This window comes from Micromonospora radicis, from assembly GCF_003583405.1.
GTDB classification, from domain to species: Bacteria; Actinomycetota; Actinomycetes; order Mycobacteriales; family Micromonosporaceae; genus Micromonospora; species Micromonospora radicis.
In genome coordinates this window covers 390,165-403,694 of sequence record NZ_QXEC01000001.1, presented here as the reverse complement: position 1 = coordinate 403,694, position 13,530 = coordinate 390,165, and the positions used below count along the sequence as shown (strand labels likewise).

Annotated in this window: 15 protein-coding genes and 1 riboswitch; of the genes, 4 read left to right on the top strand and 11 right to left on the bottom strand. The window is 73.1% G+C overall.

Annotated features, from left to right (window positions below):
* Nucleotides 1-176: 176 nt before the first annotated feature.
* The 9 genes from D2L64_RS01905 to D2L64_RS01865 form a co-directional block, all read right to left on the bottom strand.
* Nucleotides 177-1,217: a serine hydrolase gene (locus D2L64_RS01905; protein ID WP_233558702.1), complete on the bottom strand. Its 1,041-nt coding sequence runs from the start codon at nt 1,215-1,217 to the stop codon at nt 177-179.
* Between the two features lie 125 nt (nt 1,218-1,342).
* Complete coding sequence (locus D2L64_RS01900) at nt 1,343-2,089, bottom strand: SAM-dependent methyltransferase (RefSeq protein ID WP_119572672.1); 747 nt, start codon at nt 2,087-2,089, stop codon at nt 1,343-1,345.
* A 69-nt stretch (nt 2,090-2,158) separates the two neighbouring features.
* Complete coding sequence (locus D2L64_RS01895; protein ID WP_407663045.1) at nt 2,159-2,431, bottom strand: DUF6968 family protein; 273 nt, start codon at nt 2,429-2,431, stop codon at nt 2,159-2,161.
* A complete protein-coding gene (locus D2L64_RS01890; RefSeq protein ID WP_119572670.1) occupies nt 2,400-3,284 on the bottom strand; it encodes an urease accessory protein UreD in 885 nt (294 codons plus the stop codon). Before D2L64_RS01890 ends, D2L64_RS01895 begins: the two co-directional genes overlap by 32 nt.
* On the bottom strand, nt 3,284-4,039 hold the full coding sequence (ureG, locus tag D2L64_RS01885) for an urease accessory protein UreG (RefSeq protein WP_325049890.1): 756 nt from the start codon (nt 4,037-4,039) through the stop codon (nt 3,284-3,286). Before ureG ends, D2L64_RS01890 begins: the two co-directional genes overlap by 1 nt.
* Nucleotides 4,029-4,751 carry an urease accessory protein UreF gene (locus D2L64_RS01880; protein ID WP_119572668.1) on the bottom strand — a complete coding sequence of 241 codons (723 nt, stop codon included), beginning with the start codon at nt 4,749-4,751 and terminating at the stop codon, nt 4,029-4,031. Before D2L64_RS01880 ends, ureG begins: the two co-directional genes overlap by 11 nt.
* Entirely contained in the window at nt 4,751-6,454 is a 1,704-nt protein-coding gene (locus tag D2L64_RS01875; RefSeq protein WP_119572667.1) for an urease subunit alpha, read from the bottom strand. The genes D2L64_RS01880 and D2L64_RS01875 overlap by 1 nt, the downstream gene beginning before the upstream one ends.
* Nucleotides 6,451-6,774: an urease subunit beta gene (locus D2L64_RS01870; protein WP_119572666.1), complete on the bottom strand. Its 324-nt coding sequence runs from the start codon at nt 6,772-6,774 to the stop codon at nt 6,451-6,453. Before D2L64_RS01870 ends, D2L64_RS01875 begins: the two co-directional genes overlap by 4 nt.
* Entirely contained in the window at nt 6,771-7,073 is a 303-nt protein-coding gene (locus D2L64_RS01865; RefSeq protein ID WP_119572665.1) for an urease subunit gamma, read from the bottom strand. The genes D2L64_RS01870 and D2L64_RS01865 overlap by 4 nt, the downstream gene beginning before the upstream one ends.
* 229 nt (nt 7,074-7,302) lie before the next feature.
* On the opposite strand from D2L64_RS01865, the gene D2L64_RS01860 reads away from it, so the two are divergent.
* The 4 genes from D2L64_RS01860 to D2L64_RS01845 all read left to right on the top strand — a co-directional run bounded on the left by D2L64_RS01860 (nt 7,303) and on the right by D2L64_RS01845 (nt 10,549).
* The gene (locus D2L64_RS01860) at nt 7,303-7,683 is read left to right on the top strand and encodes a hypothetical protein (protein ID WP_147376165.1); all 381 of its coding nucleotides are present in this window, start codon (nt 7,303-7,305) and stop codon (nt 7,681-7,683) included.
* Nucleotides 7,684-7,738: 55 nt separating this feature from the next.
* Nucleotides 7,739-7,851, top strand: a riboswitch (SAM riboswitch).
* 279 nt (nt 7,852-8,130) lie between these two features.
* Nucleotides 8,131-9,003 (top strand): ABC transporter substrate-binding protein, encoded by an 873-nt coding sequence (locus tag D2L64_RS01855; protein WP_119572663.1) that lies wholly within the window; start codon nt 8,131-8,133, stop codon nt 9,001-9,003.
* 35 nt (nt 9,004-9,038) lie between these two features.
* Nucleotides 9,039-9,821, top strand: coding sequence for an amino acid ABC transporter permease (locus D2L64_RS01850; RefSeq protein WP_119572662.1), 783 nt, complete (start codon nt 9,039-9,041; stop codon nt 9,819-9,821).
* On the top strand, nt 9,818-10,549 hold the full coding sequence (locus tag D2L64_RS01845; protein WP_119572661.1) for an amino acid ABC transporter ATP-binding protein: 732 nt from the start codon (nt 9,818-9,820) through the stop codon (nt 10,547-10,549). The genes D2L64_RS01850 and D2L64_RS01845 overlap by 4 nt, the downstream gene beginning before the upstream one ends.
* A gap of 27 nt (nt 10,550-10,576) precedes the next feature.
* On the opposite strand, the gene D2L64_RS01840 is transcribed toward D2L64_RS01845, so the two are convergent.
* Nucleotides 10,577-11,116 (bottom strand): hypothetical protein, encoded by a 540-nt coding sequence (locus D2L64_RS01840; RefSeq protein ID WP_147376164.1) that lies wholly within the window; start codon nt 11,114-11,116, stop codon nt 10,577-10,579.
* 150 nt (nt 11,117-11,266) lie between these two features.
* Nucleotides 11,267-13,408 (bottom strand): BTAD domain-containing putative transcriptional regulator, encoded by a 2,142-nt coding sequence (locus D2L64_RS01835; RefSeq protein ID WP_119572659.1) that lies wholly within the window; start codon nt 13,406-13,408, stop codon nt 11,267-11,269.
* Nucleotides 13,409-13,530: the final 122 nt, after the last annotated feature.

Here is a 13,530-nt window from a genome sequence, read left to right as displayed (position 1 = left end):
CGGGCCGGACCCCGACGCACGTCCGACCCGGACCTCACCCGACCCGTCCGACCCGGACCTCACCTGATCGGCATGATCACGCTCGATCCGGGATCGAGTGGCTTCCGGGTGGTTCCGACACCACTCGATCCGGGATCGGGTCGGGCCGCACCTCGCCCAACGCGCAGGGTCGAGGGTCAGCCGCCGTCGACGGGACGGAACCGCGGGACGGAGTGGCGGACGCGCGAGGCACGGTTGGTGACCGGGCCGATGGCGTCGAACATGGTCCGGCCGAGCACCGCGTGGGCGCGTACCGCCGGATGGGTGCCGCCGTAGTTGTCCAGGTCGCCGAGGGAGTCGGCGAAGAAGGCGTAGGTCAGCGTCGGCGCACCGGTCGGGTCGAACATGATGCCGGCCTCGTGGCGGGCGGCGCCCAGCGAGTCGTAGTCCGCGCCGTACTTGGTGGCGACCCGACTGCGCTCCGCCGAGGACATGTCCCGGCGGATCCCGTCGTGGTAGCCGTTGATCCAGCGCAGGATCCCCAGCAGGAAGTCGCTCGACCGGGCCGACAGCAGGGTCTTGTTGGCCAGCCGCCACAACAGGTCGTGGGTCTCCCGCGGGGTGGTCACACCCAGGAAGAACCGGTTCGGGTTGGCCACCGGCTCGACCCGGGTGTGGGTGAAGCCCTTGGCGGCGAGGATCTCGTTGATCTCCAGCGCCGGCACCACCCGGCCGCACATCCGCACCGCCGTGTTGTCCGAGACCAGCAGCAGCGCGGTGAGGAAGTTCGCCACCGTGATCTCGTCGCCCCAGACGGTGTGCAGGAAGTAGATCCCGCTACCGCCCAGGATGATGTCTCCGGTCAGGTCGAGGCGCTGACCGAGCGACAGCTCACCACGGTCGATCTTGTCCATCACGGCCACCGCGACGGCGAGCTTCTGGACGCTGTAGCCGTGGGTCACCCGGTCCGCGTCGTCGGCCACGACCACGCCGAGCGCGCCGGCCGCGTCGACCATCGCGACGTGGGAGTGCCACACGCCGCCCGCCCGCGCCTTCTGGCTCTGGTAGGTACGCCGGATCAGCTCGGACGCGGAGCGGGGACCGCCCACGGAACCGGCACCGGCGAGTGGGACGCCGGTGCCCCCTGCCGCACCGCCCGGCGCCGCGGCGGCACCGTCCGGTGTCGCCACCAGCGCCGCCGTTGCCGCCCCGATCCCGATCGCGGCTCGACGACTCACCTGACTGACCATGCGTCACTCCCTACCTCGCGCGGTCCCGCCGACGGATGCCGGCATCGGACACACGGTGCCATACCGGCCGATCCGGCGGGGCACCGGTCCGAAGTGGACGGGCCGGGCCTCGGTCAGCGGCGGATCAGTGCGAAGACGCCCCAGCCCAGGTACTCGCGGCCGTAACGGACGTGACGTACCGGATCCTCGGTCAGCTCCCGCCGCAGCTCGTCGGCGAGCGGGTCGTCCGGGTTGTCGTCCAGCCACCGACGCAGGTTGAGCCAGTGTGCCGCCGCGTAGCGGTCCCAGCTGTCCTGGTCGGCCAGCACCATCTCCACCAGGTCCCAACCCAGCTCGGCGAAGAGGCCGACCAGGCCGGGCAGATCTCGGAAGTCGTCCCGGGTGCTCGCGTGGCAGCCCAGCACCGTCACCTGGTCGGGCGGGTCGATCCGCCAGTACGGCTCGCCGACCAGGGCCATCCCGCCCGGGCGCAGCTGCCGATCAAGGATCTCCAGGGTGCCGGCGACACCGCCGCCGATCCAGGTGGCACCGACGCACGCCGCCACGTCGACCGGCTCGCCCACCGGATGGTGGGCGGCGTCGCCGTGGACGAACCGGACCCGCTCGGCCACCCCCAGTTCGGCCGCCCGCTGCCGGGCGGCGGCGGTGAAGGCGCTGCTGATGTCGACTCCGGTGCCGACCACACCGTGATCACGCGCCCAGGTGCAGAGCAGTTCGCCCTTGCCGCTGCACAGATCGAGGATCGAGGTACCCGGTGCGAGCTTCACCGCCCGGCCCAGGGTGGCCAGCTTGTCGGCGTCGAAGGGGTTGAGAATCCGCAGGTCACCCTCGCGGATGACGAAGCTTCGAGGCAGGTCCATGAGGCACGCAGGATAACCGCCCGCGCTGGCCCGACCAACCGGTTTAGCGCCGCGAAGTCCGTACCGGGCCTACGGCGCCGGGGGCAGGTCCACCACGTCTGGCACGACGCGCAGGCCCAGCGCCCGCTGCTCCAGCCAGTCCAGCCGTACCGAGGTCCGCTCGGCCCGCTCGGCCAGTTCCAGCCGTACGCTCCAGATTGCCAGCAGCAGGGCCTGCAGGGAGTCCACCCCGAACGCCTCCTGGACCGAGTCGTCGCCCAGACCGTCGATCTGGAACGGGCAGCCCCAGTCGCCGGAGGTCGACAACGGATCAGGATGCGGTCTGCCGAACCGGACGAGCACCTCCGCCGAGTCGCCGGCCGGACCGGTCAACGCGATCCGTCGCTCCGCGACGACCTCCCCCAACTCGGACAACCTCAGTCCCCTCCCCGTCGACCGGAACCGCGATGCTATCCGGCGCCGCCAGCAGTTGCTCACGTTCCGATTCGAGCAGGGTACGCAGGGTGTGCGCGTCCGGTGCGGTGGCGGTCCACAGGGTCGCGGTGCCGCCGGTGAGCGGCAGTCGGGCCACGGTCCCCCGTACCGCGGGTGGTTCGGTGGGTCGGGCCGGGTCGACCACCAGCAGGGATCCGGTGGCCGGCGCGCCGCCGAGCACCGCCGGACCGGCCCAGCCGGGCGCGTCCGGGCCGACCGCGAGGCTCTGCCGCAGCAGCGGCCGGCCGGCCAGGTCGACTCCGGTGTTGACCTCGGCCCGGCCGGGCTGCTCGCCGTGCCGGCCGCAGATCAGCTCGTCGCGCCAGTGCAGGACGCCGTCCTCGGCGACGTCGACCTCGGCGTCGGCGACGTGGGCGCAGCCGGCCGCCGCGACCAGCTGCTCCGGCAGCCAGTGCAGGGCGGCCCGTTCGGCGACGGTCGCCCGGACCAGCATCCGGGAGACCGCGCCGGGGCGGCCGGGCAGGGCGATCGAGGCGGCCACGGTGTGCATCCGCACCCGCGCACCGGGGCCGACCTCGACGTCCAACCGCAGGTCGTCGCCGGCGAGCGGACCGGCCGCGCCGCCGACGACGTACACCGTGACGCCTCCGTCCCCGGCGGGGACCTGGCGCAGCAGCAGCGGGCTCTCGCCGCGCAGCTCGGCCAGGGTGGTCCGGCCGTGCCGGTCGGCGCGGGCCACCAGCCGGGCGGTGGCCCGCATCAGGCCGGCCCGGCCGCGACCGCGACGGCGGGCGTGGCCCGGTCCACGTCGGCCGCCGCGGCACCGCGGTGGTGGGCGAGTTCGTGGCGGATCCACGCGGCGACCCGGGTGGCGAGCGGGTCCTCGGTGATGGACTGGAACACGGTGGGCAGGTCGCCGCGGCGGGCGCGGGCGTCGCGGTCCATCACGGACAGGTCCGCGCCGACCATCGGCGCCAGATCGGTCTTGTTGATCACGAGCAGGTCGGCCGCGGTCACGCCGGGGCCGCCCTTGCGCGGCACCTTGTCGCCGCCGGCCACGTCGACCACGAAGATCTGCCGGTCGACCAGGCCTCGGCTGAAGGTGGCGGTCAGGTTGTCACCGCCGCTCTCCACCAGCACCAGGTCCAGCGGTCCCAGCGCGTCGGCCAGTTCGTCGATGGCGTCCAGGTTGGCGCCGATGTCGTCACGGATGGCGGTGTGCGGGCAGCAGCCGGTCTCCACGGCCCGGATCCGGGTCGGGTCGAGCACCCCGGCCCGCTTGAGGAAGTCGGCGTCCTCGGTGGTGTAGATGTCGTTGGTCACCACGCCGAGGCGCAGCTCGTCGGCGAACGCCCGGCACAACGCGGCCACCAGGGCGGTCTTGCCCGAACCGACCGGACCGCCGATGCCGACGCGCAGCGCCCGGACGGCGGCCGGCAGCGGCGCGTGTGGGTCGACTCCCGGTTCGGGGTGGGTGTGGGGAACGGACTCGTCGTGGTCGGCTTCAGGACGCAAAGAGACGCACCTCCCAGGTGGCGTGTGCTTCGGCATGGATGTCGGCAAGTGGCGCCGCGGCGGCCGGCAGCCGCCGCGGTGGTTGTTCGGCGGCCCGCGCCGCCCGCGCCGCGGTGGCGTCGCAGGCATCGGCGAGCCGTACCAGCAGGGTCTGCACCTGGTACGGGTCAAGGCCGAGCAGGCGTACGGCGGCGCTGGCCGAACCGGTCACCGTGGCGTGCACGGCGACCGTGGCGACCTGCGCCGGGTCGAGGCCGGCGGCGGCACCGACCAGCCCGAGTACGAGCGGCTGGTGCGGACCGCCCGGTGTGGCGGGCAGGTCGTCGAAGCCGGCGGTGGGCCAGATCGCCCGGCCGGCCCGCAGCAGGGCCCGTCCCTGCCGGCGGGACACCGTTCGCTGGGCCGGCGAGGCGGTCCGCGCGTCCAGTTCGACGTCGAGCCGAGCCAGCGCCGACCGCCGGTGCCGACCGTTCGGATCGGTACCGGGCGCCGATGCCGGCGGGTCCACCCCGGCGGCCCGGCAGGCCGCCGCCGCGAACGCCGCCGCGACCAGCCCGGCGGTGGCCAGTCGGCCGCGCAGGTACTCCGCCAGCGTGCTCAGGTCGGTGACCCGCCCGGCGGCGACGGCGGCCTCCAGACCCGACGAGTGGGCGTGTGCCCCGGCCGGGAACCGCCCGTCGGCGAGCAGCAACAGCATCGTCGACGCGGACATCAGAACAGGAAGTACCGCTGGGCCATGGGCAGTTCGGTCACCGGGTCGGGTTCGACCACCACACCGTCGATCCGGACGGTGAAGGTGTCCGGATCGACCTCGATGCGCGGCAGGGCACTGTTCTCCGGCAGGTCGGCCTTGCCGCGCGACCGTACGTCGGACACCGGCACCACCCGACGCCGCACCTCCAGTCGCAGCCCCGCGTCGAGCGCGGCGGGGGCCACGAACGCCAGGCTGGTGGCGGCGGCCGCACCTCCGTACGCGCCGAACATGGGCCGGGGCAGCATCGGCTGCGGCGTCGGGATGGATGCGTTCGCGTCGCCCAGCTGCGCGTACGCGATCATGCCGCCCTTGATCACCAGGTGCGGCCGGACGCCGAAGAACGCCGGCTCCCAGAGCACCAGGTCGGCGAGCTTGCCCGCCTCGACCGAGCCGATCTCGTGGTCGAGCCCGTTGGCCATGGCGGCGCAGATGGTGTACTTCGCCACGTACCGCCGGGCCCGGTGGTTGTCGGCCGCGCCGTCGCCGGGCAGCGCGCCCACCCGGGCCTTCATCACGTGCGCGCTCTGCCAGGTCCGCAGCACGATCTCACCGACCCGGCCCATGGCCTGCGAGTCCGAGCCGATGATGGAAATCGCGCCCAGGTCGTGCAACAGGTCCTCGGCGGCCATGGTGGACGGCCGGATCCGGCTCTCCGCGAACGCCAGGTCCTCCGGCACGGCCGGGTTCAGGTGGTGGCAGACCATCAGCATGTCGAGGTGCTCGGCCAGGGTGTTGCGGGTGTACGGGCGGGTCGGGTTGGTCGACGAGGGCAGCACGTTGGGCTCACCGGCGACGGTGATGATGTCCGGCGCGTGCCCGCCGCCGGCCCCCTCGGTGTGGTACGAGTGGATCGCCCGGCCGCCGACCGCCCGCAGGGTGTCCGCGACGAACCCGGCCTCGTTCAGGGTGTCGGTGTGGATGGAGACCTGCACGCCGGAGGCGTCGGCGACCCGCAGGCAGGCGTCGATGGCCGCCGGGGTGGTGCCCCAGTCCTCGTGCAGCTTGAACCCGCCGGCCCCGGCCCGCAGCTGCTCCCAGAGCGCCTCTTCGGAGACGGTGTTGCCCTTGCCCAGCAGCAGCACGTTGACCGGGAACGTGTCCAGCGCCTCGTGCATCCGCGCCAGGTGCCAGGCGTTCGGGGTGACGGTGGTGGCGCGGGTGCCCTCGGCCGGTCCGGTACCGCCGCCGACCAGGGTGGTGACGCCAGCGGCGAGCGCCTCGGTGACGATCTGCGGGCAGATGAAGTGCACGTGGGTGTCGACGGCGCCGGCGGTGAGGATCCGGCCGTTACCGGCGATCACCTCGGTGGCCGGGCCGATCACCAGGTCCGGGTGCACACCGTCCATGGTGTCCGGGTTGCCCGCCCGGCCCAGCGCGACGATCCGCCCGTCGCGCAGCCCCACGTCGGCCTTGACGATCCCCCAGTGGTCGAGGACGACCGCGCCGGTGATGACGGTGTCCAGCGCCCCCTCGGCCCGGGTGGCCCGGGACTGGCCCATCGACTCACGGATCACCTTGCCGCCGCCGAAGACCGCCTCGTCGCCGCCGGCACAGTGGTCGTGCTCCACCTCGATCAGCAGGTTGGTGTCGGCCAACCGGATCCGGTCCCCGGTGGTCGGCCCGTACAGCGCCACGTAGCGGTCGCGTTCCACGAAGCTCACGCCTCCGGCCTCCCGTCCAGTGCTCCGGCACACTCGCCGCGCAGGCCGGGCACGATCCGGGCGCCGCCCAGCGGCACCAGGTCGACGCTGCGGCTGACCCCCGGTTCGAAGCGCACCGAGGTGCCGGCCGGTACCGCCAGCCGCCGCCCCCACGCGGCGGCGCGGTCGAAGTCCAGGGCCGGATTGGCCTCCGCGAAGTGGTAGTGCGAGCCGACCTGCACCGGCCGGTCGGCGGTGTTGACCACCAGCAGGGTGGTCACCGGACGACCCGCGTTGATCTCCACCGGATCGGCGGCCGGCAGGATCTCCCCGGGGATCACGGGATCGGGTGGTGCACCGTCACCAGCTTGGTGCCGTCCGGGAACGTCGCCTCCACCTGCACCTCCCCCAGCAGCTCGGGGATGCCGTCCTGCACGTCGTCCCGGGTCAGGACGGTGCGGCCGGCGGCCATCAGGTCGACCACGGACCGTCCGTCGCGGGCGCCCTCCAGCAGGAAGGCGGTGATCACCGCGACGGCTTCCGGATAGTTGAGGCGCAGGCCGCGTTCGCGGCGGCGCCGGGCGACGTCGGCCGCCACGTGGACGAGCAGACGATCCTGCTCGTGTGGGGTGAGGTACACGGGTGCTCCCGGTGGGTGTCCGCGCTCCCGACAACCGCGGGCCCGGCGCCTCGACGCGCCGCCCGCAGGTCGGGGCTCGCCCGCCGGGTCGTCCGCCACGCCTGCGCGGGCGACGGGATTCCACCATCCCGGCCCGGCGTCGCGGAGCACCGGCGGTGTCTTCTCGGATGCGGACCGCACCACCCACCGCTGAGCAGACCGTAAGGGATCACGCGGGCCGCCGGCAACCGTGCGGCACGGACGATCCGGGAACCGGTATATCGCCACACCGAATAGTGCGGTACTGCTACGGACCGCGCTGACCGGTGCGGTACTCGGCAGCGTGCTCGGCTACGACCTGCTGTACACGCTGTATCCGCTGTTCGTTCGCATGATCGACATTCCGCGCTCGGTCGACGTACCGATCCAGGTGGGGGTCGGCGTCTACTACGGGCTACCGGCGGCCGGCATCGTCGTCACCCCGGTCACCATCGCCTTCGCCTGGTCCACCGACTACAGCACCGCACCGAAGGTGGTCGCCGTCGAGATCACCATGGTCCTGGCGGCGCTCGCCGGCGCCACGGTCCTGACCCGGCGCCTGGCCCTGCACCTCCGCCCGGTCCGGGCGTGAGGGTGGTCATAACGGGTGGACGCCGCCCCGTCACCGACTGCTAGCCTCGGCGACAGGTCATGAGCGCCAGCGTCAAGCCCCGGCTCGCTGGCCGGCAACCCTCGTCCGCGCAGGGGTGCCCCGGGTGAGGACCAGGCATCGGAGCTACCTCCGATGCAAGCGTGGCCTGGTTCCCCAGGTCATCACGACCTCGAGGAGACCCATGTCGTACGGAAGTCGACCCGCACCCGACGCGATCCGTCCGGGCCTGACCCGGCGCCGGCACGTCGACATGATGCGGGTCTGTAGCGCCGCGTGTAGCTGACCGCGTCGCCGCCAGTCACCGAGCCCTGCCGGATCGGCTGACCGTTCCCCTTCCCTCTCGTCCACCCATCCCAGCGGTCCGTCCCACGACGGACCGCCGGTGTGGCACGTCCGTGCCCGCCGCCGCTCAGCCAGGAGACACCTGTGCGAATCCTTCCTGCCCTGACCCGGGCCGCTGCCCTCGGCGTGGCCGCCACCCTGGCTGCCGCCACCCTCACCGCCTGCGGCGCCGACTCCGCCGGCACCGCCGAGAACCCGTACAACCTGCTCCAGCCGGGGGTGCTGCGGGCCGGCACGCTCACCGACGCGCCGCCGAACGTGTATCTCTCCGACGGCAAGTTCACCGGCTTCGACAACGACCTGCTGGTCGCCGCGGCCGACCGGCTCGGCCTGCGGGTGGAGTTCGTCGGCACCGACTTCTCGGCGTTGCTGTCGCAGGTCAACACCCGCAAGTTCGACATCGGCAGCTCCTCGATCACGATCACCGAGGCGCGGAAGAAGACGGTCGACTTCGGCAACGGCTACGACTTCGGCTACTTCGGCCTGGACGTGCCGGCCGGCTCGGCGCTCAGCAGCTTCGACGAGCTGCCCGGCAAGCGGGTGGTGGTGGTACAGGGCACCGTCCAGGACGACTACGCCACCAACCGGGGCCTCGACCCGGTGCGGGTACCCGACTACAACGGGGCGATCAACCAGCTCAAGGCGGGCACCGCGGACGCCTGGATCGCCCCGGCCGAGATCGGTGAGAAGACCGCCGCCGACAGCAACGGCAAGATCAAGGTCGCGGCGAAGGAACTCAGTCCGGCCCCGACCGCGTACGCCTTCGCCAAGGGCAACGACGCGCTGCGCGAGGCGCTGAACAAGGCGCTCGACGAGGTGATCGCCGACGGTACCTGGACCCGGCTACAGGAGCAGTACTACCCGGGCCGGCCGATCCCGGCCGACTTCACTCCGGGCAGCGGTGACGTCACCGCACCGGCCGGATCGGCGGCGCCCTCGGCGTCGGCCGCCTCCTGAGGTAGGACGACGAGCGAGTAGGGCGGAGGTCGACCGTGGATCCGTTGCGCACCCTGTGGGAGACGTTCTTCGACTGGGAGTCCATGCGCGAGGCGCTACCCGAGATGCTCACCGTCGGGTTGCCCAACACGCTGATCCTGGCGGTCACCGCCGCCCTGCTCGGCTCGGCGCTGGGCATCCTGCTGGCCGTCGCGGGCATCTCCCGCACCCGCTGGTTGCGGTGGCCGGCCCGGGTCTGGACCGACGTGTTCCGGGGCCTGCCGGCCGCGGCGACGATCCTGCTGATCGGCGTCGGGCTGGCCCCACTGGGCATGCAGGTGTGGGGGCCCAACCCGTACCCGCTGGGCATCCTCGCGCTGTCGCTGATCGCGTCCGCGTACATCGGGGAGATCTTCCGCTCCGGCATCCAGTCGATCGAGGCCACCCAACTGGAGGCCGCCCGCGCGCTCGGACTCTCCTGGGGCGAGGCCATGCGGTTGGTGATCATTCCGCAGGGCATCCGGCGGATCCTGCCGGCCTGGGTGAACCAGCTGATCGCCCTGATCAAGGACTCCAGCCTGGTCTACTTCCTCGGTCTGCTGGCCAGCCAGCGGGAACTGTTCCGGATCGGGCAGGACTACGCGGCCAACACCGGTAACCAGTCGGCGCTGCTGCTGGCCGGGCTCTGCTACCTGGCCCTGACGGTGCCGCTGACCCACGCGGTCAACTGGATCGACCGTCGGCTGCGGCACGGCCGACCGGCCACCGGACCGGCGCACGACGACCCCGACGACCTCGACCTGGCGCTGCCCGGCGCCGCCGGAGGGAACCAACGATGAGCAGCTCGGTCAGCCTGGCCCTGCGCGACGTGCACCTGGCCTTCGGCCGCAACCAGGTGCTGCGCGGGGTGGACCTGGAGGTGGCCCGGGGTGCCACCGCCTGCGTGATCGGCCCGTCCGGGTCGGGCAAGTCCACCCTGCTGCGCACCGTCAACCGGCTCCTCGAACCGGATCGGGGTGACGTGCTGCTGGACGGGCGCAGCGTGCTGCGCGACGACCCGGACGTCCTGCGTCAGCGGGTCGGCATGGTGTTCCAACAGTTCAACCTCTTTCCGCACATGAGCGTGCTGCGCAACGTCACCCTCGCGCTGCGCCGCAAGCGCCGGCTCGGCGACGACGAGGCGGTGGCGGTGGCCCGCGAGCACCTGGACCGGGTGGGGCTGGCCGCCAAGGCCGACGCCCGCCCCGGGCAGCTCTCGGGCGGGCAGCAGCAGCGGGTCGCCATCGCCCGCGCCCTGGCCATGCAGCCGGAGGTGATGCTCTTCGACGAGGCGACCTCGGCACTGGACCCGGAACTGGTCAAGGGCGTGCTGGCGTTGATGGCGGAGCTGTCCGCGCAGGGCATGACGATGGTCGTGGTGACCCACGAGATGGGCTTCGCCCGCGAGGTCGCCGACACGGTCGCCTTCATGGACGCCGGCGTGGTGCTGGAGGCCGGCGCGCCGAACGCGATCTTCGAAGCGGCGCAGCACCCACGCCTGCGCCGCTTCCTCTCCCAGGTGCTCTGAGCGACCGACCTCGGCCGTACGGTCGGGTCAGCCGTCTCCCATCGGCAGCTGCGCGTCGAGTTCCGGGCAGTACTTCATGGTGTAGTCCGACACCGGCGGCATGACCTCCCTGAGGTGCTCGGCGGCCTTGGCGAGGCGGGCGAAGCCGTCGGGATCCTCGGCCATGCTCTTGCCCGAGGTGTCGATGACCGCGCCATAGAACTCGCTGAGCGCCGCCGCCTCCGTCTTGATCTCGGCCGGCGCCGCTGCCACCAGCTCCCGCAACCGGGCATGTGCCTGAGCCGCATCGCCCTTCGCACCGCTCGCGCCCGGCTCGAACAACGGCTCCACCGAGTCGTTGAACGCCTTCACCACCTCACACCAGCTGTCGGCACCGGCCGGCTCGGCCCGGTCGGTGTCCTTCCCGCCGTCGGCCTGGGGACTCGCGCCGCCGGTGTCGGCCGTGCTGCCGCCGGCGGCCGGTGCCGGGTCGCCCGCATCGGGACCGCAGCCCGCCAGCAGCAACCCGACCGCGAGCGCGGCCAGCGCCTGGGCGGCCCGCCCTGGACCCCGCCGAGTTCTTCTCATCGATCTCTCCTCCGAGCTGCCCCGCCCCCGTCCGCCGTACCGGCGTCCGCCGACGCCACCAGCGCCGGCGATCCGGTTCCGGCAGCGGGGCACGCGTACTTTCCTGTGCGCAGTCTGACCGGCCGGTTTCGGGCGGGGTTCAGGAATCGTTCAGGCGGGCGGGCGAGCCCGCTCCGGGTGGGGGAAGACAGCGGGCTCGACATCCATCTCCCGCATCCGCGCGCCGTACTCCTGGTACCGGCGGTTGGCCTCGCCGTGCCGCCCGACCGCGGACAAGGCGCTGATCAGCCCGAGATGGGCCGGCTCGTCGTAGCCGTCCTCGGCGGTGAGGCGTAGGTACCAGCCGATCGCCGCCTCGTTACGCCCCAGGCACAGGCATCGCCGCGCCAGCCGGTGGGTCGTCTCGCGGTACAGGTCGGCCAGGACGGCGCGGGGCCGGTGCACCGAGTCTCCGGCGATCTCACCGTCGTCGCAGAGATCGCCGGTGTACATCGCCACCACCGCCTCCAGGCGGGTCAGCAGCCGGATGTCACCGTCGGTGGCCGCCGGATCCGGACTGCCGCTCGACGACGCCTTCGACGGGCTCGCGCTGTCCGCCACGATGACGGCGCGGGCCGCCTCCTGGAAGCGCACCGCGTCCACGGCGACGTGCGCCGGGTCGATCCGGACCGTGGTCGCATCCGTGACGAGGTAACGGTCGGCCGGATACCGCCGCTCCGGGTCGAACACGCCGCGCACGGTCGAGATCAGCACCGACAGGCGGCGTAGCGCCACCTCGGTTGCGGCCTGCGGCCACAGCGCGGCGGCCAGCGCGTCGCGGGTCACCGCCCTCCCGAGCTGCCCGGCCACCAGCCTGAGCAGTTCCCGCGCCTTACGGGACTGCCAGCTGCCCACCGGCACCGGCACCCCGGCCCGGCGGACCGTGAACTGCCCCAGGAGCTGTACCTCCACCTCGGGGACCGGAGCCGGCCCGATCGCCGCCAACGGTCCGGCGACGTGCCAGGCGCCTTCCTGTACGCCGGACTGGCGTAGCCGCTCGTACGCGATCTCCTCGGCCGCCCGGTCACCGGCGAGGCGGGCCTGGAGCAGGGCGTTGGTGGCGAGGGCGAACTCGTTGCCGAGTTCGGCCCAGATCGTCGCGGCTTCGACCAGGTCGGCGAGCAGCCGGCGGACAGTCCGGGGTGGGACCGTCACGGGGCTGGCCCGGTGGGTGGCGAGCGTGACGAGTTCCATCGCCTCGGCCAGCCCGGCGCGGTCTCGGCGCCGACCGGCCTCCGCGCGAACCTGTTCGCCGTACCGCAGGGCGGTCGGTGGGTCCGCGGAGCAGAGGGCGACCCACCCGGCGGCCAGTTCCGCCACGGTGGGCCCGGCGGAGCTGGGCATCGACAGCGCCCGTTCGGCGAGGCGGGTCGCCGCCGCCGGATCGTCGGCGTAGCTGATCCGGGCGAGCCCGGCACACGCCTCGACCAGCACCTGCGCGTTACCGTCCGGCTCACCCATGGCCAGGGCCGCCCGGTACGCGGCGACCGCCTGCCGGGTCGCCCCGCGGACCCGGTGCACCCGGGCGGTCAGCGTCAACCCGAAGGCCGCCAGCGGCGATCCGGCCCGCTGCCACCGGGCCAACGCCTGGTCCGCGTCACCGCGCGCACGACGCAGCTCGCCCAGCCCCAACCACGCCTCCGCCCGATTGTGCAGCGCCAACGCGAGCAGCATCTGGTGCCCGTGCAGCTCGCCCAGCCGAACCGCCTCGTCGAGTTCCGCGACGGCCGACCGGTAGTGTCCCTCCTCGACGAGCCGCGATCCGACGTTGCACCGGATGCGGAGTTGCTGCCCGAAGTCACCGGCTCGTTCGGCCGCCGCGAGGGCCTGGGCGTACGCGTGCTCGTTACCCGCGCGGTCACCGGCGCCGAACGCGGCCAACGCCTGCGCCAGGTAGGCCGCCGCCACCGCGGCGTCGTCCCCGCTCTGCTCCGCGACCCGGACCGCGTCCGCGGCCAACTGCCGGGTACGCGCCTGGTCGCCCTTCGCCCAGCGGGTCGCGGCCCAGCCGGCGAGTACCTGGGCCCGGTCCGCCAGCGCCAACGGGAGCCGGTCCCCCGGGTCGAGATCGGCACGCCGGTAGCAGGCGTCGGCCGCGTCGAACCGGCCACGCTGGTGCAGCAGCACACCGAGGCGCCAGGCCAGTCCCGCCGGCAACGGCAGATCCGCCGGCACGTTCGCCAGCCGGCGTAGCGCCTCGTCCTGCTGTCCCCGCTGGACGGCCGTCTCGATCGAAGTGAGCAGCTCACGCATGTGCGGACCATCCATGCCCGTGGTCTGAGCGTCCCCGTCCCACCGGGTCGAGTCTAGTGAGTTCCGCGTAGCTACCCCGGCGACGCGCGGCCGGCAACGGGGGTACCGGTGTGCCTCGGGCC

What these genes read in the sequence shown, in the direction of transcription:
- D2L64_RS01900 (WP_119572672.1), bottom strand. Translation starts at nt 2,089, where the DNA reads ATGGACCTGCCTCGAAGCTTCGTCATCCGCGAGGGTGACCTGCGGATT.
- D2L64_RS01890 (WP_119572670.1), bottom strand. Translation starts at nt 3,284, where the DNA reads ATGCGGGCCACCGCCCGGCTGGTGGCCCGCGCCGACCGGCACGGCCGG.
- D2L64_RS01845 (WP_119572661.1), top strand. Translation starts at nt 9,818, where the DNA reads ATGAGCAGCTCGGTCAGCCTGGCCCTGCGCGACGTGCACCTGGCCTTC.
- D2L64_RS01840 (WP_147376164.1), bottom strand. Translation starts at nt 11,116, where the DNA reads ATGAGAAGAACTCGGCGGGGTCCAGGGCGGGCCGCCCAGGCGCTGGCC.
- D2L64_RS01835 (WP_119572659.1), bottom strand. Translation starts at nt 13,408, where the DNA reads ATGCGTGAGCTGCTCACTTCGATCGAGACGGCCGTCCAGCGGGGACAG.
- D2L64_RS01880 (WP_119572668.1), bottom strand. Translation starts at nt 4,751, where the DNA reads ATGTCCGCGTCGACGATGCTGTTGCTGCTCGCCGACGGGCGGTTCCCG.